Genomic DNA, 24608 nt, shown 5'->3' with positions numbered 1-24608 from the left:
GAACGCAAAACGTAGAACGCTTAACGCAGAAAGCTCAAGGCAACTTCGCAGAATGTGTTAAGCGTTAAGCATTTTGCGTTAAGCCTTGAGCGTTAAGCGTTAAGCATTTTTACTGCCAAAAACCGTATCAATGGCGTTGATAATTATGCCTTTATTTCACTGGCATTAAAGTTGGGATATATAGCAATTGCCTCGAATTCATGGTATTTTAATCATTAGTATGTTATTTTGTCACAGATAAATCAAGTATGAAAGAAGCGAAAATTTTATTCACGCCAGAAGATGAGATGGATTTTATACCTATTATTCCCCTCAATGAAAATGAAGGGGATAACAGTGCAGACATAGTCATTCCGTCGGAGTTGCCCCTTTTACCGTTGCGAAATACAGTTTTATTCCCCGGTGTGGTTTTACCCATTACCGTGGGTCGCGATAAAAGTATAAAAGCAGTAAACGATGCCTATAAAGCCGACAAGCTGGTGGGTGTTATTGCGCAAAAAGACAGTAATGTCGAAGATCCCGTTATCAGCGATCTGGAAGATATTGGAACCGTTGCCCGTATTATTAAAATGATAAAAATGCCCGATGGCGGCACCACCGTTATCATTCAGGGCAAACGCCGTTTCAGGGTAACATCTATATTGTCTGAGGAACCCTATTTTAAGGCGCAGGTTGAATTGCTCGAAGATGACGAAGCGCCTAAAAAAGACGATTTTGACGCTTATGTAGCCAATATCAAAGACCTGGCAACCCAAATCATTCAGCTGTCGCCCAATATTCCATCCGAAGCATCTATTATTTTACGAAATATCGAAAATCCGTCGTTTCTTATTCACTTCATCTCCAGCAATCTGAATACAGAATTGATCGAAAAGCAAAAGTTGCTTGAGCTGAATAATATCGAAACCCGGGCCGATTTACTGATGCAGTTGCTGCAGCGCGAACTGCAGTTTGCCGAATTAAAGAATAAGGTAACCACAAAAACAAAGACCGAGCTCGATAAGCAGCAGCGCGAATACTTTCTGCAGCAGCAGTTGAAAAGTATTAAGGAAGAGCTGGGTGGCGATACCAACGAGCGCGAAATAAAGGAAATGCAAAAAAGGGCAGAAGCCAAAAAATGGCCTGAAGCCGCCCGCGAAATGTTTAAAAAAGGCATCGAAAAGCTGGAACGCATGCATCCCAGCACACCCGATTACTCGGTAGTGTACAATCACCTTGATCTGATGCTCGATTTGCCCTGGCACGATTGCACCGAAGATCAGTACGACCTGAAAAAAGCACGAAAGGTGCTCGACCGCGACCATTATGGAATGGAAAAGGTAAAAGAACGCCTGCTCGAATACCTGGCCGTTTTGAAATTAAAGGGCGACATGAAGAGCCCGATCCTGTGTTTTGTTGGCCCTCCCGGTATAGGTAAAACATCTTTGGGAAGAAGCATTGCCACGGCCATTCAACGTAAATACGCCCGTGTAAGTTTGGGTGGTTTGCACGATGAAAGCGAAATAAGAGGTCACCGCAAAACATATATAGGCGCCATGCCCGGCCGTATTGTTCAATCGATACGTAAACTGAAATCATCGAACCCCGTGTTGATCTTAGATGAGATTGATAAAGTAGGCAACGACTTCAGGGGCGATCCCTCTTCAGCATTGCTCGAAGTTTTGGACCCAGAACAAAACCATACATTTTACGACAACTATCTTGAGCTGGAATACGACCTGAGCAAAGTATTGTTCATTGCCACAGCCAACGATATCAACAATATTCAACCGGCCCTGCGCGACAGGCTCGAGATCATAAATCTCAGCGGCTATGCGGTAGAAGAAAAAGTACAGATCGCAAAACGCCACCTCGTTCCCAAACAAAAGGAAGCGCATGGTTTAAAGAATATTGATTTTAAGATCACCGACACCATATTGCAAAAGATCATACAGGATTATACCCGCGAAAGCGGCGTTCGTGAGTTAGACCGTTATCTGGCATCGATCATGCGTTACGAGGCAAAAGAATATGCCATGAAAGAGCAGGTAAAAAGCGCTCTTACCGAACGTGATATAGAAAAGATACTGGGCAAACCAAAGTATAATAATGAAATGTATAAAGTGGCCAACCTGCCCGGTGTGGCAATTGGTTTAGCCTGGACCTATGTGGGTGGTGATATATTATTTATGGAAACCAGTTTAAGCGATGGTAAAGGCGAATTGAAACTAACGGGTAACCTCGGTAATGTGATGAAGGAAAGCGCCACTACTGCATTAACTTATCTGCAGTCGAATGCAAAAAAACTGGGTATCGATAACAGTTTGTTCGACAAGAAGAATATTCACGTGCATGTACCCGAAGGTGCTGTTCCAAAAGATGGCCCCAGTGCGGGTATTACTATTATGACGGCCATTACATCGGCATTAACCGGTAAGCGGGTAAAACCATACCTGGCTATGACTGGTGAAATTACCTTGCGCGGGCAGGTATTACCGGTGGGAGGAATAAAAGAAAAGGTGCTTGCTGCGCGTCGTGCAGGCCTACGCGAGATTGTGCTTTGCTGGCAAAATGAAAGAGACATAAAAGAAATTGAAACGAATTTTATAAAGGGCCTCACATTTCATTATGTAAAGACCATGCAGCAGGTGCTTGATATAGCACTCGGTTAATATAGTCCGAAAGTCAGTAAAGTCGGAAAGTCCGAAAGATCGAAAGACAGTTGCAAATGTTTGCTCTTCTTCCGGACTTCCGGACTTTCGGTCTTTCGGACTATTTGCTTTAATTGAATTTTAATGTAATCTTCTTAAGTTCATTTGAACAATCAGATATTAAACCCTGTTAGTAATAGTCAACCGAGATTTTTTTTCATGTTGGTTGTTTTAAGGGTTAAAGAAATTCCTCCATGTCAATGGAGGAATTTTTTTTAAGTAGTTCAGTTGGGAATTTAAGTCATCACTTCTGCATTTTTTAATCTTCGCAAACGTTTTCGTTGCTAACACTTGTCTTTCAAACATATTCACTATTGACCATTCACCATTCACACTTAATGACTATTTTCGTTTGCCGTACATGCAAAACAAACTGCATATATTATTTTTCCTGCTGATTGTAGCGCGTACCCAGGCCCAGACATTGGGCGGTAATACGGTGTACAATTTTTTAAAGCTGTCGAACACGCCCCAGTTAACATCTTTAGGCGGTATTAATATTTCCAATCAAACGGCCGATATTGGTCTTGCGTTTAACAATCCCGCTTTGTTAAGAGCAAACATGCATACCCAAACATCCTTTGTTTTCAATTCATTTTACGCTGGTATAAAGAACTATCATGTAATAACGGGGTTTCGGCACGAGCCATTGAAAACCACCTTTGCCGCCGGGGTGAATTATTTTAGTTACGGGTCGGTTGAACAAACCGATATGGCAGGTAACATGATGGGCAATATGCGGCCGGCCGATTATGTGGTACAAGTTAGTGCGGCCCGGGAATATGGGGAGCGATGGCATTATGGGGCCACTGCCAAATTTATCCATTCATCTTATGGCATATACCGTTCGTCGGGCATAGCTATGGATATAGGGGTTACGTATACCGATACGGCGCATTTGATACAGGCATCGCTCGTAGCCAAAAACATGGGTGGCCAGATAAAGCGATATGCAGGAAGCAGCTCAGGCGATCTGCCATTCGATCTGGAACTGGGTATTTCAAAACGCCTAGCTCATGCGCCGATACAGTTCTCTGCCACCGTTTTTCAGGTACACCGGTTTAATATACGTTATGATGACACTTTATTTAATAACGAAAACGGGCTGAATCAGGATAAGAAGGAAAAAAAATATATATTTGACAAGTTTTTCAGACACGTTGTGTTAGCTGTGCAGTTATATGTTACCGATAAAGTTGAAATAACTGCAGGCTACAATTACCTCCGCCGCAAAGAATTAAATGTAGGGAATGCCGGAAACGGACTAAACGGTTTTTCAATAGGTGCCGGTGTTCTTTTCAAAAAAATCCAGATCCGCTACGCGAGGAGTTATTATCAGAATAATTCTTCATATAACCAATTCGGATTAAACCTCAGGCTAAACGATTATTTCGGCTCGGGCGCTAAAAGCTAAATGCAAAACGCAGAACGCGAAACGCAGAACGCTAAATGCCAAACGCGCAGAAATACGCCTTTACAGGGTTTTTGCGTTAAGCTTTAGGCATTATGCGTTGAGCGTATGTGAGTAATTGTTTCCCCTTAACATTTCTTAACCGCTTTCCTTAAACTTTAAAAATTTAAGGGGTTATGAATATTGTTTATCCCGCAAATTGAGTAATCTTAATTTTCGCCACTATAAATCCATTACTTAATGATCAGAGTTGTTATAGCAGATGATCATAGGTTAGTGCGTGAGGCCTGGAACCTGCTGCTTAGCAGAGACAAAAGGCTTTCAATTATTGCCATATGCGAAAGTGGTTTTCAGGTTATTGAAGCCTGTAAAACGCTTGAGCCCGATGTTGTATTAATGGATATTAATATGGAACCTGTGAGCGGAATTGATGCAACAAAGGCCATTCGTCAGTTCGACGAAGATGTACGCATTATAGGCATTTCAGTTCATACCGATCTTCCCTACATCAACGCTTTAATGCATGCCGGCGCCAATGGATATGTTACCAAAAACTCATCGGGCGAAGAAATGATCAGGGCTATTATGCTGGTAATGGAAGGAAAACAATACTTCTGCAAAGAAATTGCCGATATAAAATCCGAAGTAGGAAGTCGAAAGTAGTAGGTAATAAGTAGTAAGTAATAAGTAAGAGAAAGTCCGCAGGAAGCGTAAGTACGATTCCTGCGGACTTTTTGTATTGACTTAAAACTTACTACTTATTACTTATAACTCGAATTACACAAGTTCTTTTTCTTCTTTAAACGCTTCACGGGGAGTAAGGCCAAGCAGTTTAAACATGGCGTTATCTTCCTCAAATGAAGGATTGGGCGTTGTCAGCAGCTTTTCACCTGCAAAAATTGAATTGGCCCCGGCCATAAAGCACAATGCCTGGTCCGAAACGCTCATGGCAGTTCTGCCGGCGCTTAACCTAACCATTGCTTTAGGCATTAATATACGGGCAGTGGCGATCATACGCACCATATCCCATACATCTACTTTTTGGTTATTGGCCAAAGGGGTTCCTTCTACAGGCACCAATGCATTGATGGGTACGCTTTCAGGATGTTCGGGCAGCGTACACAGCGTTTGAAGCATGTGAATGCGGTCTTCGTGTGTTTCGCCTAAACCAACAATACCGCCGCAGCAAACCGATATGCCGGCTTTGCGTACGTTATCGAGTGTTTGCAAACGGTCGTCATAGGTGCGGGTGGTGATGATCTCACTATAGTATTCTGACGAAGTATCGAGGTTGTGGTTATAAGCGTATAAACCGGCATCGGCCAGTTTTTTAGCCTGATCGTGTGTAAGCATGCCCAGGGTGCAGCAAACCTCCATACCCATTTCATTTACGCCTTTAACCATATCAAGCACCCGGTCAAAATCGCGGTTATCTCTTACTTCGCGCCAGGCGGCGCCCATGCAAAAACGGGTTGAACCGGCTGCTTTGGCTTTGGCAGCGTATTCAAGTACTTCAGTCTTTTGCATCAGCGGGTGAACGGTAACATTGGTATGGTAGCGGGCAGCCTGCGGACAGTACGCACAATCTTCGGAACAGCCACCGGTTTTTATCGAAAGCAGGGTACAAACCTGAACCTCGCCCGTATCGTTATACTGGCGATGTATAGTAGCAGCACGAAAAACGAGGTCGAGCAGGGGAAGGTTATATATTTCCTGTATTTCGTTTAATGTCCAGTCATTTCTGATTATAGCCTCCATAGCGAATGATTTTCAGTGTGTTTATAGTTCGTATTGCTGTTTTATATATTAGCTTTTATGTCTTTATGAGGGTGTGAAGATAGGAAAAAAACAACTATGCGATTTATGGTGGATAGGCTATAGCAGCATTGGTATATTATTTCATTTCCGATTGCTGGTTGCCTAATGAGTAACAAAAGTGGATGAATCTTTAAGTAATTTTAATTGCTGGCAAAAGAACTGATTGAAAATAGTTCGAAAAGTATTCACTGGAGTCATTTCTTTATATAACCCTGAATAATTGCCATCAGGAAAATAAATACTATTAAAATTCGGAAAATGATACTCCGACATCGCAGGGGAAAAGTTTCTGAAGCCATGATCGCCTTCAATAATAATGATGGTATTTTTTTTGTTTTTAGTTAAAATGAACTCTACCAATTCCATTATTACTTTATTTGCATACACTACTTCTTCGGTATAGGTATTAAATAATTGAGCCGATTTAAGTATTCTCGCATTGCCCGATGAGTCAAACAAGTGGGGGTCATGCGTAATCATTAAATGTCCATAAACAAATTTAGGCCGGTTGTTTGCAGAAGAATCTGCTGTAGATTTTATTTTGTTTATGGTAAGCCAGGTGTTTTCGGTTATGTTTTTACATTTGGAAGAGAAATTTGTGTCTGCATCATCGACAATCGTTGCTGCCAGTTTTCTTAAAGCAGGAAATTTCCATAGAATATCTTTTTTCAGCCTTTCTGGTAAGGTTTCATTATATAATTTTTTTCGTGAAAGTTCATCTAATGGAAGTGATAAGTTAATTCTTCCAAAAGGACTGTTGAAAGGAGCCAGAAAATGTAAGCTGTAATTTTCCTTTTGTAATAAACAAAATGTTTCATTATTACTAATTGAACGAATGGCCTGTAATATATTAAGAGGTATATCGCCTCTATTTCCCTTTTCCCGGCCTATGTAATCCATATTTAATGTTGAGCTTACTGAAAATGCAGTAAAATTATAGTTTGCCTTACTGTGTTCTACTATATAAAAGCCCTTGTGTGATAGCCAGTTAGTTATAGGGCTGTTGTCAAATTTCCATAATTTTTGTAAAGTTTCATTGTTTGTGTATTCATCAAATACCAGGAAGTAAATATCTGGTTTTAAAGAGTCTGGTTTATTACACGATTTGTATGCCTTACATATTGGTTTTTCAGAATAAATAAGGTTATGATCAATTCTGACTCTATTTAAATGAAAGAGTAGGTTAAAAATTTCAAACAGGCATAGTAACGTTAATAAAATTGCCTGGTATTTTGAAAAATTTTGCAATGAATTGGGATGTTTAATGAAGTAGTAAGTAATGATGGATAGCAAAAAGATTGAAAATGGCAATACGATTTTATAACTACTTAGGCTCGAATTGTGTGTTACAGCTTTAATAAAGTCATGATAAACGCCAAAAAAAAGAGTAAATATTAAAACGAAAAAGGTTATAATAGCAGATTGAGTAAAAGATTTATTGAATAAATAAGCAATCAAAAAACAAAAAAAAGCTAAACCAATAATTTTTAAAAAAAATACAAGCACTTCTTTGATTGGCATAAACCCAAACAAATCATTATAAGTATGTAATAGATAAAAAACAGGAAGTAATAATAAGATGTAAATGTATCTTTTTTTCATTGTGATAGCATTAGCTTTGGTTGCGGGTATTTACCAAATTAATCTCATAAGATTGAAAAAAGTAGTGATACCATGGGAAACTGCGCTTAATGTTAGCCTTGTTATAAGCTATTATCTTTCCTTTTCAAATAATATAAAACCCGATGTGTGCCTGGAATGTTTTTTTTAATAATACATTGAAAGTATTTTAAAAATGCATCTTCAAATAATGTCTGCGTATAATCAGGAAAGGTATCGGGCCTGCTGCTCAACATTTGCTGTACCTTTTCATCTTCTTTCGGAACAAATTCAATAATAAGTTCAGGCGCTATGTTGCTGAAATATTCAGCCAGCGCAGGCATGGAAATGTTTTTACCGATCACCAGGTGATGAACAAGCGCCAGTGCTGCCACCAGATCGGTTTTAATGCGATCGTGAAAAGCTGCGCGTTCCCTGTTGTGAAAACCAATGGCGGGTGAAGGATTGGCTATATCTAAAATAAGCGGCAATATATTTTGAATGTGATTTTTTTTCACCTCAGCGTACAACTTCGAAATGCAACGGCTGTCGGCATCTGTGGCGATCACCTGCATGTTATATCCCGCAAAGATCTTTGAAAAGTGACCATCATTAGCCCCAAGGTCCAATAAGCTGCGGGCTGTGCTGTTTTGGCAAAACGCATGAATGATTGTTTCTTTTTCGCGCAAATACTCCTGGCTTAAGATGGTATCTTCATAATAATTGCTCCAGGTAGTTTGCCAGGGTTTACTGCCGGGTAAGTTTTTAATGATGCTGGTAAGATGATTGATAACATCGAGCAGCTTCTTATTGTTGAAGTGAACCGGTTGTTTGTTCGTTTTTGCAGTTGCATTAGCGGTGGCAGTATGTTGCAGATAAACATGCAACCAAACGCCCAGGCTTAGCCGGCTTTTGAGCGGTAATAATTTGGCTATGATATCAACCGGTATACCGTCGATATAGGTGCTGAGTATTTTTTGTATATCGGTTTTTAAGTAATGTTCAAGATATAAGGGAAATAAAAAGCATTGGCAAAACTGACGGTAAGCGATCCACGGTTGCTTTGGATTGTAAAGTTCAAATGATAACGTGTCGATGAAAACCGGTTTCCCCTTATTGAACTGGATGTTATAGGGCGTGGCATCTTTTAATATCATGCCATGCTGAACAGCTATTTGCAAAACCGAAAGCGTAAGCAGGGCAGCATCCCGTAACTGTTCAAAACACCATTCGTAGGGATAGGTAATGCGTTCGAGCGGTTCGGGAACCAGGGTAATAAACCAGTCTTTTGAGTTGGTGAGGTTTTCGGCCAGTTCCTGGTGCGCAACGAGCAGCTTATTTTTGGTAAGCGCTGTATAAAGGCCGCTCTCCATTAGCTGCCTGTACTCAATGGCATAATATTGATTTACCTGGCGGTAAATTGTTCCGCCCGATTCAAATACAAAACCGGAAGGGTCTTTAAACGATGCAGGATGGCGTGTATAAGTCATTTCACAATATCTTCTCCCTCGGCATCCTCTTTTTTCGGCTTAAAGAAAAATGCTTTGATCTTCCACCAAAGGTTTTTGAAATAGAACAAAGCGCCCAGAATCGCAGCGATAATTACCTGAATCAGGTAACTACCGCTCCCCGGATCTATATACAGGAGGATGCATGCTTGTATCACAGGTAACTCAGATTTGTTTTCGGCGTTAAAGTTAATAAAGTCTCGTACATTAATTGAATCGTTTGCTCAATATCGCTCTTATGCAGCATTTCAACGGTAGTATGCATATAACGTAATGGAATAGATATCAGTACCGAAGGACAACCGTCATTGGCATAGGCAAACGAGTCGGTATCGGTTCCGGTACTGCGCGATACAGTGCGCATCTGCACGGGAATTTTATTCTTTTCGGCCACGTCCTGTACCAGGTTCAGCAGTTTATTATGAACCGCCGGACCATAGGCGAGGGAGGGCCCTTTACCGCAACTAACATCCCCTTCAATAATTTTATTGATCATAGGGGTATAAGTGTCGTGGGTAACGTCGGTAATGATGGCTATATTGGGTTTTATGCGACGGGCAATCATTTCGGCACCACGTAGCCCTATTTCTTCCTGCACCGCATTTACAACGTACAGGCCATAGGGCAGTTGTTTTTTATTTTCTTTTAATAACCTGGCAACCTCGGCAATCATAAAGCCGCCCACGCGGTTATCGAAAGCACGGCCTACATAATAATCAAAGGCCAGTTCATCAAAGCCATCCTGGTAAGTTACCACCGCGCCAATATGGATGCCCAGTTCATCCACTTCTTTTTTCGACCGTGCTCCGCTATCCAGGAACAGGTTCTCTACCTTCGGTTGCGGATCTTTGGCATCGGGGTTATGTAAGCGCGTGTGAATGGCCGGCCAGCCGAAAACAGCTTTTACTGCTCCTTTTTTGCCATGTATAAATACGCGTTGACCCGGGGCAATCTGGTGGTCAACTCCACCGTTTCGCTTAAGGTAAATTAAACCCTCGGGAGTAATGTAATTCACAAACCAGCTGATTTCATCGGCATGGGCCTCAATAACTACCTTAAACTCAGCTTTGGGATTTATAATGCCCACTGCCGTGCCGTAAGGGTCAACATAGGTGGTATCAATAAACGGTGTTATATAATCCAGCCATAACTTCTGGCCACTGCTTTCAAAACCTACAGGCGAAGGATTGTTGATGTATTCTTTAAGAAAATTGAACGATGACTTAGTCAATATTGATTTTTCTTTTTTTATTGTCGCCATACATTGAATGCATTAATCGTTGGAGTCAAAAACCTTTTTTTAGTATTATCTATTGATTGCTAACAAGTTATTTCATTTTTAGCAAAAGCAAGTTAGGCATTTTTGTGTTAATTTCCTGTAATGCGGTTTTATAAATAGCGGTGTTTTTAAATGTCTCCGCTTCCTGAACCGAGTTATAATAGAAGAAAAAGTAGTTAATGCCGTTTTTACGGCAGGCATCACTTAATTCATTATAGGAATAAGAAAAACTGCTTTGCTCGCAAAGCGTGCTGCCGGTGAGGTAGGCTAATTTGGCTACCATATCGGAATTATTCGATAGTAATTTTCCTTTCACTCCTTTCGATTGCAATTCTTTTGCCAGGTCGAACACCGCTGAGTCTTTCCCTTTCATATCTTTTAGGTTATCGATGGCATTTATTAAAAAACTTCCGAAGAAAATGCACCAGAATAAATTTAATAGCGGTTTTTTAATGGGTATCAGGGGTAATATTTTTTGGCTGAGTGCAATACCTGTAATAAGTGTTAGATAAAAAACAGGCCACAAAAACCTGTCTTCAACATGCAACAATAAATAACCGCCTGTATAGGTTGCAATGGTTAAAAGAATGATCGTGAAGGTTGTTTCTTTTTTTTGTAAAACATACAGCAATAGCGCCGTAATAATAGCCCCGCTTAATATAGAAAAAATACCGAGCAGTTTCAGGGCTATTGTAATGTTAAACAGGATGGTTCTTACCTGATTTGTTATTTGTGAAAACGAAATAAGCGACGAATAGTACTGCTGTTTTTCTGTCAATGAATAATATGGGTTTTCCCAAAAGCAGCTAAGGGGTGACGGGGGCGTTAATATAACTTCATTGGAAGCTGATTGCACCGGAAAAAAATAATACGAAAAATTTAAGTGGCCCGAATTGCCAAATATAAGTACATGACCGAGGGTAAAAACATGGTACCTGCTGTACAAAACAAAAACCCAGGGAATTGCCAGTATTATAAAACTACCCATGCCAGCCGCAAAATTTTTTATCAGTATGTGCTTTTTGCCCAACCGCAGCGATCTTTTATACAATACGATCTGTAAAATAGAAAAATGCAAAACGAAAAAAGGAAATGCATATGTTTTTGCAAAATAACACAGGCAGCCGATGATGCCGGCTGCGGCATTTTTTAACGGGTTTTCGAAAAAGTCTTTATCTGTTATTATATCAACATAAATAAGCAACAACAGGCATAATAAAATATCGGCCGAAAGCTCAGAAAATGCAAAAGACAGAGTGATAGGTATGGAAACGAATAAGGTAATCAGCTGCAGATTGGTTTCAATATTGATTTTTGAAAGCAATCTTTTTACAACGATGAGAATACCGGCGCCTGTTAATCCACTGATTATTCTAAACGCTGCAAATTCATTCACGCCTGCTTTGTATAAGGGAACCGCAAGCCATGAATGAAGCGGGCTCCAGAAGCCATTGATGCCATGTTCAAAATTACCGGCAGCGAGGTAACGGGTTACCGACAAATACCCAACTCCATCTACATCGAATATATATTGATAAAAGGGGTAAAGCAGAATATAACTTATTGCATAAACGATCAGTACAGCAGAAAGCGGATATTTGTTCAGCATTTAATGGATAGTTTTGCCAATCCTGATTGCCAAAACTACTGATTTGGTATGAATAACGTTAACAGGGCCGAAAACATCATCAGTCCGTCAAGTACAAAGTAATACAGGTAATCTGAGAAATTCTTTTTTGCAACAGGGTATAATACCAGCACAAAAGCGCCCGGCAATAGCAATATGGCAATAACCGGTAATGAAAATCCATAAAAATACAGAGCAATCGTACTCAGCGTAAAGCCCAGTAGTGAAACAGCGAACAGGTTATTGATGCCTCTTTCGTTAAAATAAGTGATCATGCTGCGTATACCTGCCTGTTTATCATAATCCCGGTCGCGGTAATCGAAAATGATGCAAATGGCATAAATTAAAAAGAAGCGGTGAAGGCAAAAGAGCAGGGAAGGAATGTTCCAGTGGGCATCGTCGATGGCTATAGGTAAAAACGTGGTTACATACATCCAAACAAATGCAAGGAAAATGGTTTTGCCTATGGCTATTTTGCGCAACCAGCCAAAAGGGCGAAATGATAATTTGGGGGCAGAATATAAAAACGTAAGAACGGCTGAACCGCTGAGCCAGGACCAGTGTGCAATGAAATGAAAAAAATACACGACTGAGCCAATGGCCCCGATGGCGGTTAAAATCAGGTGCAGTATTTTATGGTGCTGCGTCCACCGAACCCGGTCGTTTTCGCTGGTTGCATCGGCGCTCAGGTACCAGTGAAAATTATAACTGCAAAGGGTTGAAAAAAATATAAAGATCAGGTAACCGGTAGTATCGTAATGCAGGTGCAGCAGGTCGTTGGTCTGGAAGGCCATCATTACGGCACAACCCGCAATAAAACAACTGGTGAACAGGAACAGATCGAATAAATACTTAAGCATCCTTCAGCACAAATCTGCAGGGTTAGTAAAAAATAGTTTTAAAGGTTTATTACTGACGTAAAATAACAATAAGACCGCTTGTTGCTGTATCGCTGATGTGTTTAGCTTTGTCCTGTAAGGCAAATTTGAAAATAAGCGAATCGGGTGCTGCATTTGGCGGAGCACCGGGATTTTCAGCAGAAATTAAGTAATCCTGGTAGCCGAAAGTGAGGCGAATGGTTCCTTTTGTTTTTTTAGGCACATCGCCGGGTAAAGGCAGGGCAAAACTGTCGCGAATGGTTTTAATCTGCTTTTGGTTTGTTCTTATTTTTCTTATGAAAATTGAATCGGCTATATCGCCTTCTTTATCAGTATACTCTAAATCTACCGTTAAAGTGCCGTTCAGCGGCACGGTGCCGGGCGTTATTGATTTTATTTCGATGGAGGGTGTTGACGCAAACTTATCTTTGCTGCAGCCCCAGATCGTTAGCAGGATAAGTGAGCCATATAAAACCAATTTTTGCATATATTTTAATTATCGTGTACAAATTTAAAAGCCAAAGGTCTGCAATAAATATATGATTTGTGAATTAGAAGATAAAATTTTTACTGTTGAACAACCTGATTTTGAGCAACTGGCGCTGGAAATCTTCCAATTCCAGTACAATAATAATGCTATTTATCAGCAATACGTAAATGCCCTGTCAATAGTTGGGCCAAATGTAAGATCCATCGATAGCATACCGTTTTTGCCCATACAGTTTTTTAAAACGCAGGAAGTAAAAACCACCGCTTTTGAACCGCAGGCCGTTTTTGAAAGCAGCGGCACTACGCAAACCGTCAATAGCCGGCATTATGTAAAAGATTTGAATATGTACCGCCGCAGTTTTTTGCAGGCATGGGAACTGTTTTACGGACCCGTGCAGGATTGGTGCATCATTGGCCTGTTGCCGGCTTATCTGGAACGGCAAAATTCATCGCTCGTTGTAATGGCCGATGAATTGATCAGGCGCAGCGGCCATACATTCAGCGGGTTTTACTTATATGAACACGAAAAGCTGGCACAGGTTTTACAACAACTTGAAAAAGAGAAACAGAAAACCCTGTTAATTGGCGTTACATTCGGGTTGCTTGATTTTGCCGAAAAGTATCCCATGCCCCTGCGCCATACCATTGTAATGGAAACCGGTGGTATGAAAGGCCGTCGTAAAGAAATGACAAGGGAAGAAGTGCATGATGTTCTTAAAACGGCATTTCAACTGAAGGCGGTTCATTCTGAATACGGTATGACTGAATTATTATCGCAGGCATATTCAAAAGGCAATGGGATTTTTACGTGCCCGCCATGGATGAAAGTATTGGTACGGCAGGACGATGATCCGCTCGATGTACGCATATCCGGAAATGGAATTATTAATATTATTGATCTGGCTAATTTGTATTCGTGCTCTTTTATTGCCACGGATGATGTGGGAACGGTTATGCCAGATGGTGACTTCAACATACGCGGACGTATAGATACCAGCGATATGCGTGGGTGTAATTTGCTGATAGCGGGAGTGTAAACTCTTTTTTCTCTTTTAGTCCCGCTACGCGAGACGTTTTTTAAAGCTAAGAGGATATAAGAGTTGAAAGAGAAAAAGGAGAACCTTTTTTATTAAGTTCAACAGTTTATTCTGGCAGTCAACAATTTTAAATAATATAACATCTCTTTTTCTCTCCTGAGCGAAGTCGAAGGATGCTCTTTTAAGCTCTTAGCGCTACTGCACATAGGCGCTTGCGCCTTTTTTAACAGCAAACACGCAACGAAAGCACCATTAAACAAGTCATTAAGAAAAAGTTATGAAGAAAGTATTTATTGCTACGCTCGTTCTGCCATTTTTAGCTTTTAAATGTGATAAAGCGGCCAAAAACACCTGGCTGCAGGGTAAAGTGGTTCGTATTTCATGCGCGAGTTTTATTGTTCAGGTATTGAATAACGATGCCATTGGTGAAGACGGATGGAAAGACATGACCAACCATGATGCTATGTATGATAATGTTTTCACCGCTAATAATAAATGTTCTATTCCTGATGATATAAAGGCCGGTGCCACCATTCGGTTTAAACTCGGTCAGCCTGCAAAAAATGATTGTGTGCTTTGCATGATGTACGATGGTCCGCCAAAGGTGAAGTTTGATATAAAAGAGGTTTCGGTGGTTGAAGAACCAAAAAGCAAATAACAACGAACAAATAAATATAAGGGTTAGGGGCACAAAAAAAAGCTCAAGGCTCAAGGTACAAGGCACAAGGCCTTGAGGTTCGAACAGTGTTTATTATTATCCGCCCTCTGCGACTTGTACTTTGTGCCTTGTTTCTTGTAGCTTGTTCCCTGGTTCCTGAATTTTTGTTTCCTGCTTTTGAATTTTTGTTTTGGTTTTTGGTTCCCGGGCCTTGTTACTTGTGCCTTTTTTTAGTAATTTCAGATAGCATCCCTTAACCACGCAATTATGGAAACCAAAACACCGCAGGGCTTTATAGTTGAAGCCGGGAAAGATCGTTTTAATGAACAGATTTCATTTTTAGGAGGCACATTCGAATGTAAAGTGTCAACAAACGACAGTCGCGAAGGTTTTTGTGTTTTTGATACTACCAAAATTGAAAAAGGCGGCCCTCCCTATCATTTCCACTACACGCAGGATGAATGGTTTTATATTCTTGAAGGCGAGTTCGTTTTCAAAATAGGCGATGATATTTTTAAAGCCAAAGCAGGAGACTCCGTTTTCGCTCCCCGTTTAATTCCTCATGCATTTACAAAGATCAATGAAGAAATTGCCCGCATGCTGGTAATGTATCAGCCGGCAGGTACTATGGAAGACTTTTTTTTACAGGCCCGTGAGCTTAAAAACGGAACATTGCGCGATTTTGAAAAGCTATACCGTAGTCACGGCATGGAAATAGTTGGCCCACCCCTGTAATTCATCTATTTTGCGTACCTGAAAACACTGAACCGAATGCCATCCAACAAAGAAATTATTCAAACATTTTACAAAGCCTTTCAAAATAAAGATTACAAAACAATGCAGGATTGCTATGCAGCCAATGCTGTGTTTAGCGATGAAGTATTTAAAAACCTGAATGCTTTGCAGGTGAAAGCTATGTGGGAGATGCTTATTAAAGCAGGAAAAGACCTTGAACTGGAATTTAAAAACGTGCAGGCAACCGATACAACCGGCAGTGCAGAATGGATAGCTACATATACTTTTTCGGCAACAAACCGCAAAGTAACCAATCACGTAAAAGCCGCGTTTACTTTTGAAAACGGTAAAATTGTGCAACACACCGATCGCTTTAGTTTTTATGCCTGGGCAAAACAGGCGCTCGGCGCACCTGGTTTTTTATTAGGCTGGACGGGCTCTTTAAAAACGAAAGTGCAACAAAAAGCCATGAAAAACCTCGAAGCGTTTATGCAGAAGAATAAAGCATAAACTGACAGTTGAATTACTTCTTCGCGAATCTTTAGTCCTGAGCGTAGTCGAAGGAACCCAGTGTCAGGCGTTGAGCGTAGTCGAAACGCTGTGAAGTTACCGGTAGTTAACCGGTAATAACCCGGTGCATTCAATAGTTTTTTGCAGATGATGACTTTCGAACGCAAGTTCAATTAACCGGATGGTATTATAACCGTGTTCAATTCTTTCTTTTACAGGCGCAAGGTGCGCAATGCTTTCATATAAATTTTTATAGTATAAGGCATAATCACCGAAGTGAGAAGGATATCGTTCGCGAATGATTTTGCCGTCAATTTCTGTATGCAGAATGCCATATATTTCTTCCGGTTCTTTGCCCCAGTTTTCACCAACCGGTAAGCGGCCTGCCCGAAGCAGCGCTTCCTGCGGATCTTCGCCCGACTTTACAAATGAACCTTTGGTGCCATGAATCAGGTACCGCGGTCCCGGTTCGCGTACCAGCATACCGGCCTGCAAAATCACTTTTATAAAACCATAATTCAAACGGATGTCGAAGTAGTCATCAACTTTGGCATGTGGTCGCTGCATGCGTATATCGGCTGTAATTTGCTGAGGCATGCCGAATAAATACAATACCTGATCAAGAAGATGGGGGGCCAGGTCATATAAAATGCCGCTGCCGGGCAAATCATGTTCACGCCATGCCTGCGTACGAGCCTCGGCCCGGTAACGATCGTAATGCCCTTCGAACGTATGAATATCGCCGAGCAACTTTTTATCAAGAATATCTCGAATAGTAAGAAAATCACTCACATAACGGCGATTCTGGTATACACTTAATACTTTGCCGCTACGACCTGCAATTTCAATCAGCTGTTTTGCTTCGGCAGATGTAATGGTAACCGGTTTTTCCAGTACCACATGTTTACCGGCTTCCAGCGCAGCTTTGGCATACGGAAAATGAGTTTCGTTGGGTGTGGTAATTACAACCAGATCGATGTTGGGTTGCTGTAATAGTTCATCAATACTTTTTACCACCTGAACAAACGGAAATTTTTCCTTCGACTCCTGTTTATTTCTTTCTACCACACTTACCAGCTCATATTGCTGATTGGTGGTTATAAAAGGCGCATGAAAAACCTTGGCCGAAATGCCAAATCCTACCAGTCCAACTCTTATGGGGGTGCTCATGTGAAATTATTTCGTGAATTGTCAATTGTGAATCGTCAAACGGCAAGCGTGAAACGGCAACGAACTGTTACCAGTTTCCGGTTTCCCGGTAACCGGTAACCGGTAACTGGTATCTGGTAACTGGTATCCGGTAACTGGTATCCGGTATCAAGTATCAGGAATCTTACAAAGTAATCTTTCTGTTGCGCGCAATGATCTTCCACTCTCCGGTTACCTTGCCGTTTTCAACAGTATAAGCTCTTTCGTATAAAGCCACTGTAGGACAAACATGTTGTGGTATACCATACAAAACATCACCGGGCTTATAGTTGTGGCCTTCACCGGCATCAAGCACCAGGTGCTCTTCGCTTTGTGAAACAGGTACCAATTGCGGTGCAGCAGGAAAAAACACGCGTTTGGTTAATTCGTTTTCGGCTGCTACCGATTTATGTCCGAGATCAATACAAATTTGCGTTGGCGTGGGTAACGAAATCACGCGGGTTATCAATACGGCTGCTACCCCAAAATGTTGTTCGGGGCATGAATCGCTGTATCCTTTATCCCAGAAAATAAAAGTACCCGGACTGCATTCTACCTCTTTTCTTTTGGCATGAATGGGAAAGCCGGGCGTGCCGCCGGCAACAATGGTAATGTTTCCGTAGCCCATCGATTGCAACGTTTGCTTCATTTTTTCTACCGGTGCAAATGCTTCGTTACAGGCTGCAGTGCGCTCATCGATTGGGCCGCGTATATGTCCATCATAGGCATGTAAGCCGGCTACCAAAATACCGGTTAATTGAGCGCTATAGTTATACAGGGCAATCGCCTGTTCGCCGGGAACAATGCCTGTGCGGTTTTGTCCTACATTCAGATCAATATAAACCGAACAAGTGGCTTCCGATGCGGCAAAGGCATCGGCAATTGCTTTTGCACTGCTGGTATTGTCGATCAAACACGAAAACCGGGTAACAGTATATTGCTGTGATAATTGTACAAACCGGTGTAGTTTGGGACCAATGGGCTGATAAGCCAGCAACACATCGGGAGCGCCGCACATAGCCAGCATTTCGGCTTCGGCAATAGTGGCGCATTTGAATTTTGTAATGCCCGCGTTCAGCATCAGTTGCGTAGCCTCTTTGGTTTTATTGGTTTTTACATGAGGCCGTAACCGCTGCACATCATCTATCATACTTTTTAACAGCTCAATATTTTCCTTCACCCGTTGCGGATATACAACCAGCGCCGGAGAATCCAGTTCGTCGATGTTATCAATCAAATACCAGTTATCGTTCATTGTTTATAACTTGTTGTTTTAATATTGACTGTTTATAAATTTTAAGCAAAGTAAAAATGGCGGCAATCATTGACCATTGACCATTCACCATTCACGCACCTCAAACATCGCTTCTATTTCAACCGCTGCATTACAGGGCAACGACGCCATGCCCACCACACTGCAAACGCCTATGCCATATTCATCGCCCCACAATTGCGCGTACAATTCGCTGCAACCGTTAATCACCAAAGGATGCTGTTCAAAATCAGGCGTACAGTTTACCATGCCCAGCAGTTTAATAACCCGGTGAATGGTATTTAATGAGCCCGAAAATTGTTTCACCGAAGCCAGTATGGCCAGTCCGGTATGACGGGCTGCTGTCTTTGCCTGTTCAATATCCATATCGTAACCTGCTTTTCCGGTAATATAGCTTCCATCGCTGCTAACCGAAACATGGCCTGAAACATATAAGTACTTAACTGTTTGCAGGCAACGCTTGTAAATGCCGCCTGAAACAGGTAATACAGGTAATGATAATCCCATTGCCGCCAGTTTTTGTTCTATGGTTTCTGCGCTCATATAGCAATAAACAGTTTTTAAAAAAGCGATAAGTTCCTGGCAACAGTTAATCGAAGATAATTATTTAGCAAATGTGTTAAATAAAGATATCCATTATCAATGCGCCGGCAAGGCCGGTTACCGAAACAATTGTTTCCATTACCGACCATGAGCGAATGGTGTCGCGTATGCTGAGGTTAAAATATTCTTTAAACATCCAGAAACCTGAATCATTTACATGCGAAAACAACAGGCTGCCGGCGCCGATCGACAAAACCATCAAATTCGGGTTTACATGCATTTGGGGTATTAAGGGGGCAATGATACCGGCCGCGGTAAGGCCTGCTACAGTGGCCGATCCGATGCATACTCTTATTACACCGGCTATCAGCCATCCTAAAATAAGCGGGTGTATGCGCCATTCTTTTAAATTGTTGGCAATAACAGTACTTACGCCGCTATCGGAAAATACCTGTTTCAAAACACCGGCACCGGCCACTATCAGTAAAATAAGTGCAACGTCTTTCATTGCTTCGCTGTAAATATCCATAATGGCCTTCATCGATTTCCCGGTATGAACACCTAAAGTAAAAGTTGCAGTTAATAAACTTAACAACATCACAATTATAGGATCGCCTATAAATTGAAGTATCTCTTGCCATACTCCCTGCGGAGTGGTAATAAAGGGTATAATGGTGGTTACTGCCAATAATATTACAGGTAGTAGCGATGTTAAAAAACTATTGGCGGCATGGGGTAGTTCATTAGCCGGAATAACCCGGGGCTGAAAGGTTTGCATCGGCTCATTGCGCATATGCCTTAGGGTTTTAGCAAACAAAGGGCCTGCAATAATTATTGAAGGGATGGCCAGCATCATCCCATACAGCAAAGTAAGGCCCATATTGGCATTTAGTTGCTTTACCAGGGCGGTAGGCGAGGGGTGGGGCGGTAAAAAGCCATGTGTTACCGATAATGCGGCCAGCATGGGCAATCCGGTATACACTGCCGGTAATTTGTATTGATATACTACCGAAAAGATCAGCGGTATCAGCAGTACAAAACCCACATTATAAAACAGGGGAATGCCAACCACAAAACCCGTGATCATTAAAGCCCATTGCAGATATTTTTCGCCAAATATGCGCATAAGTACCTGGGTGATCTTTTGGGCAGCACCCGTTTCGGCCACTAACTTTCCCAGCATAGCGCCTAATCCAATAATAATAACCAGTGAGCCCAATGTATCGCCAATACCTTTTTGAACAGAAGCCGAAATTTTAGGTAAAGGAATGCCCAGTAGCCAGGCTGCTATTATTGATACAATCAAAAAAGCAAGAAAAGGGTTGAACTTTGCCCAGGTTATAAGCAATATCAATGCTATGATGCAAAACAGAACAATTAGTAAGGTCATGGTAGTATTTAATATGGCAGCTATGGTACCGGTTAAACGAAATTCCCTGGCACAACTTTTTCTCCCCTCACTACTAATGTAAGATTCTTTTGCGAACCCCATCCCCATCTCCTAAAGGGGAGGCCAAATGGGCAAAGGTGGATGCTCCCTTTTAAAGGATGGAGGTTAACTTTTTTGACCTCTTTCTCTTACCTTGGCATTATGGATTCTGTTACGCATATCGTATTGGGCGCCTGCATCGGCGAAGTATTTGTTGGGAAAAAAGCCGGCAAACGGGCATTGTTACTCGGAGCGATTGTCCAAAGTATACCGGATATTGATTTCGTGGCCTCTTTTTTTCTACCACCTACGCAGGACCTCATAGCTCATCGCGGTGTTACACATTCTATTTTATTTGTATTGATCATAACACCATTGCTGGCCTGGCTGGCCGACCGCTGGCGACGGCCGCATAATATTGCATTCACCACCTGGTTATTATTTTTTGGGGTAGAATTGTTCACGCACCTGCTGCTCGATTCGTTCAACGCCTATGGCACTGCACTGCTGCTGCCATTTACGCACCGGCGGTTTGCTTTTCATGCCATGTTTGTGGCCGATCCGTTGTTTACAATATTGCCCCTTGCTGTTTCAATAGCACTGCTGTTTATGAATGCTGACCGAAAACGAAAGCGATGGGCTGCGATAGCTATCAGTTGGTGTGTATGTTATTTACTGGTTGATTTGTTTAACAAAGCCATTGTTGAAAGCGCTGTAGCCCGCTCGGCTGAGCAACAAAATATAAAATACCGGCGGCATTTTACAACGCCCACGCCGCTGAACAATCTGCTGTGGTATGTGGTGCTTGAAAGCGATAAAGGATATCATATCGGATACCGTTCGGTATTCGATCATCAGCAAAATATCAACTTTACCTGGTTTCCCCGTAACGATAGTTTATTGGTGCCTGTAAAAGACCTCGACGAATTAAAAGACCTGTTTATATTTTCGCAGGGGTATTATACTGTTGAGAAAGCCAAAGACACGTTGATGTTTAACGATCTTCGGTTTGGCCAGATGGTTGGCTGGTACAATCCGCACGCCGGTTTTGTATTTCATTATTACCTGAAACGGCCGTATAGCAATAATATGGTTGTGCAGCGCGGCCGCTTTGCCAACTGGAATAAAGAAGTGTTTGCGGCAATGTGGAGGAGGATAAAAGGTAGTTAGTAATAAGTTGTAAGTAATAAGTTTTAAGTAGTGTGTAAGCAGGTGTGGGCGGGATAAAATGCAGGTTACATGATACAAGTTACAAGGCCCTGCAACCGTAACTGGCACAACCACAAACTACAAACCGCAAACTACAAACCAACTCACTGTTGTTTAAAATAGAATGTAAACAAATAAAAAATAATCCGCACAATCCAGTATGAAAAGTATTGAATGGTGCGTTGAAAAATGCTGTACTTCTTTATAAATTCTTCTTCGGTGATAAGCACACAATCTCTGGCAATAATGGCATCGAGCTGTTGTTGCGCCGAGGTGGCAAAATCGGCATCGTACACATCAACATTCAGTTCAACGCTGGCATAGGCGCTTATGTCGTTTACGTTGTACGAGCCTATGGTTACCCATTTATTATCGCGGGTGGCCAGTTTGCCGTGCAAAACACTCTTTGTATACTCGTACAGTTTAATATTTCTTTTAAGCAACCACCGGTACATATACCGCTCGGCATGTTTGGCCAGCTTTACATCTGATTTTTCAGCCACGATCACCTGAATATCCAACCCGCGTTTCGCTGCCCTTGATAAATGATGCCGTATGATGGTGCCCGGTAAAAAATAGCTCGACATAATAGTCACATGCGAAGTGGCTTTCTTAAGCATTTCAACATAACTGCGCGATATTTGATTTTTACTTTTTACCCAGTCGTTTCGACGTATACGAACCATGCTGTGTCCGGTAACGGGTAAAGAAAGCACATCATGCCGCAAAATTCTTTTTAATGCCATTTGACCGGGGCGCGCCCATACTGCAATGCAAACTTTAAATAATTCAGCAGCCACTGGTCCTTCCATGTACAGCGCCCAGTCTAACCATGCCGGGTTGCCATCCTGATCGTTATACCGGTTGCTGATATTAATACCGCCAACGAGGCCATAATGCGCGTCGGTTACCAGTATTTTTTGATGCATGCGGCGACCGAAATAAAAATGTTCACTTTTTAACAGTGGTTCAAAAAAGCGAAAGTTTATGCCGGTTATTTGCAATCCTTTTATAAAGCCGGCCGAAAGGTTTTTAGATGCGTATCCGTCGGCAAGCAGGTACACGTGTACTCCGCGTTTGGCAGCTTCTTTCAGCGCCGAAGCCACTAACTGACCGGTTTCATCTTCTTCATAAATATATACCTGCAAATGAATGGAGCGCTGGGCCTGGTTAATAAGCGCGGTCAGTGTAGAAAAATAATCCTTACCTCCACGAACCAGTTTAACTTTATTATGAGGAATATACTCTTTGGATGGTCTGTTAATTCGCCGGGCCATGGCGCCAAGCTACTAAAAAGTTGGCAGATAAGGGATACCTGTTACCTGATTCCTGTTACCTGTTGTTACTTACTACTTATGACTTTAATCACTCTGTTGGTAATGGTAAAATGCACGCCACCTGTATACTCCAGCATTTCCAGTACTTTGGTAATAGATGAACCACGGGGAATTTCGCCGGTAAAGTGTAACGAGGGGGCAGGTTGTTCGTATACAACATCCATATCATACCAGCGGGCCAGCTCATTCATCACTATTTGCAATGATGAATTATGAAAAACAAAATCGCCGGTTCTCCAGGCGGTTTCCGTTTTTACATCAGCATCTTCAATGGTCATAGCAGTATCGCTGGCTACCAGTTTTTTACCCGGTGATAAAAGATGATCTTTATGTTTACGGCTTACTTTCACCAGTCCTTCAACCACGGTGGTTTGCGTATTATTATCTTCTTTGTAAGCCGAAATATTAAATGAGGTGCCGATTGCCTGAACTTCCATATTATCTACACCAACAATAAATAATTTTTTATGACCTGAGCCCGACAGGGAATGGGCCACTTCAAAATAGGCTTCACCAGTCAGTTGTACTTTCCTTTCTTCGTTATTAAAATGAATCGGAAAGCGCAGGGTCGAAGCGGCATTCAGCCATATGCGGGTTCCATCGTTCAATACCACTTTATATTCACTGCCGCGGGGTGTTTGAATGGTGTTGTAGTTTGTGCTGTTTGCGTCAGCGTTGCCTGATATCACATATTCCAATTCACCGTTACGTATTTTATTTACGGTAATATTACCCTGTTGCACTACAAAACCATTATTCATTTCATTGAGTGAAACAGCCGATCCGTCATTGAGCAGCAGCAGGGCTTTTTTACCATCGGGTTGTAAACCGGGCGCTTTTTTAGGGGCAATAACTATCATTGAAGGAGCCGGCTTGCTGCTTTTATTAATATACAGATAGGTTATTCCACCTGCCATAAGCAACAGCGCGGCGGCTGCCATGTACCACCATATCGTAATGCGTTTGGGGATTGGTTCATTGCTAAATAATCTTTGCGATAATTTTGCATAAGCCGATTCCTGATCAATAGCATGCATTTCGTCAAGCGCCTCACCGAGTTTTTCTTCATCCATCAGTTCTTCAAACAGCAAAAAATTCTCTCCACCTTCCTGCAGCCAGGTATTCAGTTCCTGCCGTTCCTCGCTGGTGAGATTGTCCTGCATATTGCCGACAATCAACGAGGCAATGCGTGATGCTTTCCCAACTTGTTGCTCATTCATGCACTTTAGTTTTGATTAAAAAGTAATAGCTCAAGTCTGGCCTGTTTCAGTTTTTCATCAGGTGGCTGTTGGCTGAAAACCTTTTAATGATGAAGAAATCTGTTTTTTGGCTTCAGGTATTAATGTAAAAACAACAGTTTTTGCAGTTAGTACTAAAAGGGATACAAAAA

General features: G+C 41.7%; 22 protein-coding genes. 8 read left to right on the top strand and 14 right to left on the bottom strand.

Features of this window, described 5'->3' with window-relative positions:
- Positions 1 to 248: 248 nt before the first annotated feature.
- The 3 genes from lon to AC59IL_RS04505 all read left to right on the top strand — a co-directional run bounded on the left by lon (position 249) and on the right by AC59IL_RS04505 (position 4764).
- On the top strand, positions 249 to 2651 hold the full coding sequence (gene lon / locus AC59IL_RS04515; RefSeq protein WP_496550893.1) for an endopeptidase La: 2403 nt from the start codon (positions 249 to 251) through the stop codon (positions 2649 to 2651).
- Between the two features lie 400 nt (positions 2652 to 3051).
- On the top strand, positions 3052 to 4104 hold the full coding sequence (porQ, locus tag AC59IL_RS04510; protein ID WP_496550892.1) for a type IX secretion system protein PorQ: 1053 nt from the start codon (positions 3052 to 3054) through the stop codon (positions 4102 to 4104).
- A 237-nt stretch (positions 4105 to 4341) separates the two neighbouring features.
- Positions 4342 to 4764: a response regulator gene (locus AC59IL_RS04505; protein ID WP_496550891.1), complete on the top strand. Its 423-nt coding sequence runs from the start codon at positions 4342 to 4344 to the stop codon at positions 4762 to 4764.
- A 114-nt stretch (positions 4765 to 4878) separates the two neighbouring features.
- Here AC59IL_RS04505 and bioB read toward each other — a convergent pair whose 3' ends face one another.
- The 8 genes from bioB to AC59IL_RS04465 form a co-directional block, all read right to left on the bottom strand.
- Positions 4879 to 5859 carry a biotin synthase BioB gene (gene bioB / locus AC59IL_RS04500; RefSeq protein ID WP_496550890.1) on the bottom strand — a complete coding sequence of 327 codons (981 nt, stop codon included), beginning with the start codon at positions 5857 to 5859 and terminating at the stop codon, positions 4879 to 4881.
- 162 nt (positions 5860 to 6021) lie between these two features.
- Positions 6022 to 7521, bottom strand: coding sequence for a sulfatase-like hydrolase/transferase (locus AC59IL_RS04495; RefSeq protein WP_496550889.1), 1500 nt, complete (start codon positions 7519 to 7521; stop codon positions 6022 to 6024).
- A gap of 101 nt (positions 7522 to 7622) precedes the next feature.
- Positions 7623 to 9008, bottom strand: a complete 1386-nt coding sequence (locus AC59IL_RS04490; protein WP_496550888.1) for a class I SAM-dependent methyltransferase — start codon at positions 9006 to 9008, stop codon at positions 7623 to 7625.
- On the bottom strand, positions 9005 to 9184 hold the full coding sequence (locus tag AC59IL_RS04485; RefSeq protein ID WP_496550887.1) for a hypothetical protein: 180 nt from the start codon (positions 9182 to 9184) through the stop codon (positions 9005 to 9007). The genes AC59IL_RS04490 and AC59IL_RS04485 overlap by 4 nt, the downstream gene beginning before the upstream one ends.
- Positions 9181 to 10287: a M42 family metallopeptidase gene (locus AC59IL_RS04480; RefSeq protein ID WP_496550886.1), complete on the bottom strand. Its 1107-nt coding sequence runs from the start codon at positions 10285 to 10287 to the stop codon at positions 9181 to 9183. Before AC59IL_RS04480 ends, AC59IL_RS04485 begins: the two co-directional genes overlap by 4 nt.
- Positions 10288 to 10354: 67 nt before the next feature.
- Positions 10355 to 11914, bottom strand: a complete 1560-nt coding sequence (locus AC59IL_RS04475; protein WP_496550885.1) for a hypothetical protein — start codon at positions 11912 to 11914, stop codon at positions 10355 to 10357.
- A gap of 35 nt (positions 11915 to 11949) precedes the next feature.
- A complete protein-coding gene (locus AC59IL_RS04470) occupies positions 11950 to 12792 on the bottom strand; it encodes a UbiA prenyltransferase family protein (RefSeq protein ID WP_496550884.1) in 843 nt (280 codons plus the stop codon).
- A gap of 49 nt (positions 12793 to 12841) precedes the next feature.
- Positions 12842 to 13297, bottom strand: coding sequence for a hypothetical protein (locus tag AC59IL_RS04465; RefSeq protein WP_496550883.1), 456 nt, complete (start codon positions 13295 to 13297; stop codon positions 12842 to 12844).
- A 52-nt stretch (positions 13298 to 13349) separates the two neighbouring features.
- Between AC59IL_RS04465 and AC59IL_RS04460 the strand changes: the two genes are divergently transcribed.
- The 4 genes from AC59IL_RS04460 (at position 13350) to AC59IL_RS04445 (ending at position 16239) form a co-directional block, all read left to right on the top strand.
- Positions 13350 to 14336, top strand: a complete 987-nt coding sequence (locus AC59IL_RS04460) for a LuxE/PaaK family acyltransferase (RefSeq protein ID WP_496550882.1) — start codon at positions 13350 to 13352, stop codon at positions 14334 to 14336.
- 277 nt (positions 14337 to 14613) lie between these two features.
- Entirely contained in the window at positions 14614 to 14994 is a 381-nt protein-coding gene (locus AC59IL_RS04455) for a hypothetical protein (RefSeq protein WP_496550881.1), read from the top strand.
- A gap of 267 nt (positions 14995 to 15261) precedes the next feature.
- Positions 15262 to 15729 (top strand): cupin domain-containing protein, encoded by a 468-nt coding sequence (locus AC59IL_RS04450; RefSeq protein ID WP_496550880.1) that lies wholly within the window; start codon positions 15262 to 15264, stop codon positions 15727 to 15729.
- Positions 15730 to 15765: 36 nt separating this feature from the next.
- Positions 15766 to 16239, top strand: coding sequence for a nuclear transport factor 2 family protein (locus AC59IL_RS04445; protein WP_496550879.1), 474 nt, complete (start codon positions 15766 to 15768; stop codon positions 16237 to 16239).
- A gap of 96 nt (positions 16240 to 16335) precedes the next feature.
- Here the strand turns inward: AC59IL_RS04445 and AC59IL_RS04440 are convergent, their stop codons facing one another.
- The 4 genes from AC59IL_RS04440 to AC59IL_RS04425 form a co-directional block, all read right to left on the bottom strand.
- Positions 16336 to 17409 carry an oxidoreductase gene (locus AC59IL_RS04440; protein ID WP_496550878.1) on the bottom strand — a complete coding sequence of 358 codons (1074 nt, stop codon included), beginning with the start codon at positions 17407 to 17409 and terminating at the stop codon, positions 16336 to 16338.
- Between the two features lie 163 nt (positions 17410 to 17572).
- Positions 17573 to 18682: a D-TA family PLP-dependent enzyme gene (locus AC59IL_RS04435; RefSeq protein ID WP_496550877.1), complete on the bottom strand. Its 1110-nt coding sequence runs from the start codon at positions 18680 to 18682 to the stop codon at positions 17573 to 17575.
- Positions 18683 to 18766: 84 nt separating this feature from the next.
- Positions 18767 to 19243, bottom strand: coding sequence for a RidA family protein (locus AC59IL_RS04430; protein ID WP_496550876.1), 477 nt, complete (start codon positions 19241 to 19243; stop codon positions 18767 to 18769).
- A 76-nt stretch (positions 19244 to 19319) separates the two neighbouring features.
- Entirely contained in the window at positions 19320 to 20633 is a 1314-nt protein-coding gene (locus tag AC59IL_RS04425) for a gluconate:H+ symporter (RefSeq protein ID WP_496550875.1), read from the bottom strand.
- A gap of 201 nt (positions 20634 to 20834) precedes the next feature.
- Between AC59IL_RS04425 and AC59IL_RS04420 the strand changes: the two genes are divergently transcribed.
- A complete protein-coding gene (locus AC59IL_RS04420; protein ID WP_496550874.1) occupies positions 20835 to 21842 on the top strand; it encodes a metal-dependent hydrolase in 1008 nt (335 codons plus the stop codon).
- Positions 21843 to 21985: 143 nt separating this feature from the next.
- Here the strand turns inward: AC59IL_RS04420 and AC59IL_RS04415 are convergent, their stop codons facing one another.
- Both AC59IL_RS04415 and AC59IL_RS04410 read right to left on the bottom strand, forming a co-directional pair.
- Positions 21986 to 23158, bottom strand: a complete 1173-nt coding sequence (locus AC59IL_RS04415; RefSeq protein WP_496550873.1) for a phospholipase D-like domain-containing protein — start codon at positions 23156 to 23158, stop codon at positions 21986 to 21988.
- Positions 23159 to 23223: 65 nt separating this feature from the next.
- Positions 23224 to 24438 (bottom strand): FecR family protein, encoded by a 1215-nt coding sequence (locus AC59IL_RS04410; protein WP_496550872.1) that lies wholly within the window; start codon positions 24436 to 24438, stop codon positions 23224 to 23226.
- Positions 24439 to 24608: the final 170 nt, after the last annotated feature.

Source organism: Niastella sp. sgz303648, from assembly GCF_059587045.1.
The sequence above is the reverse complement of the archived record's forward strand: the minus strand, read 5'-3'. Positions and strand labels throughout refer to the sequence as shown.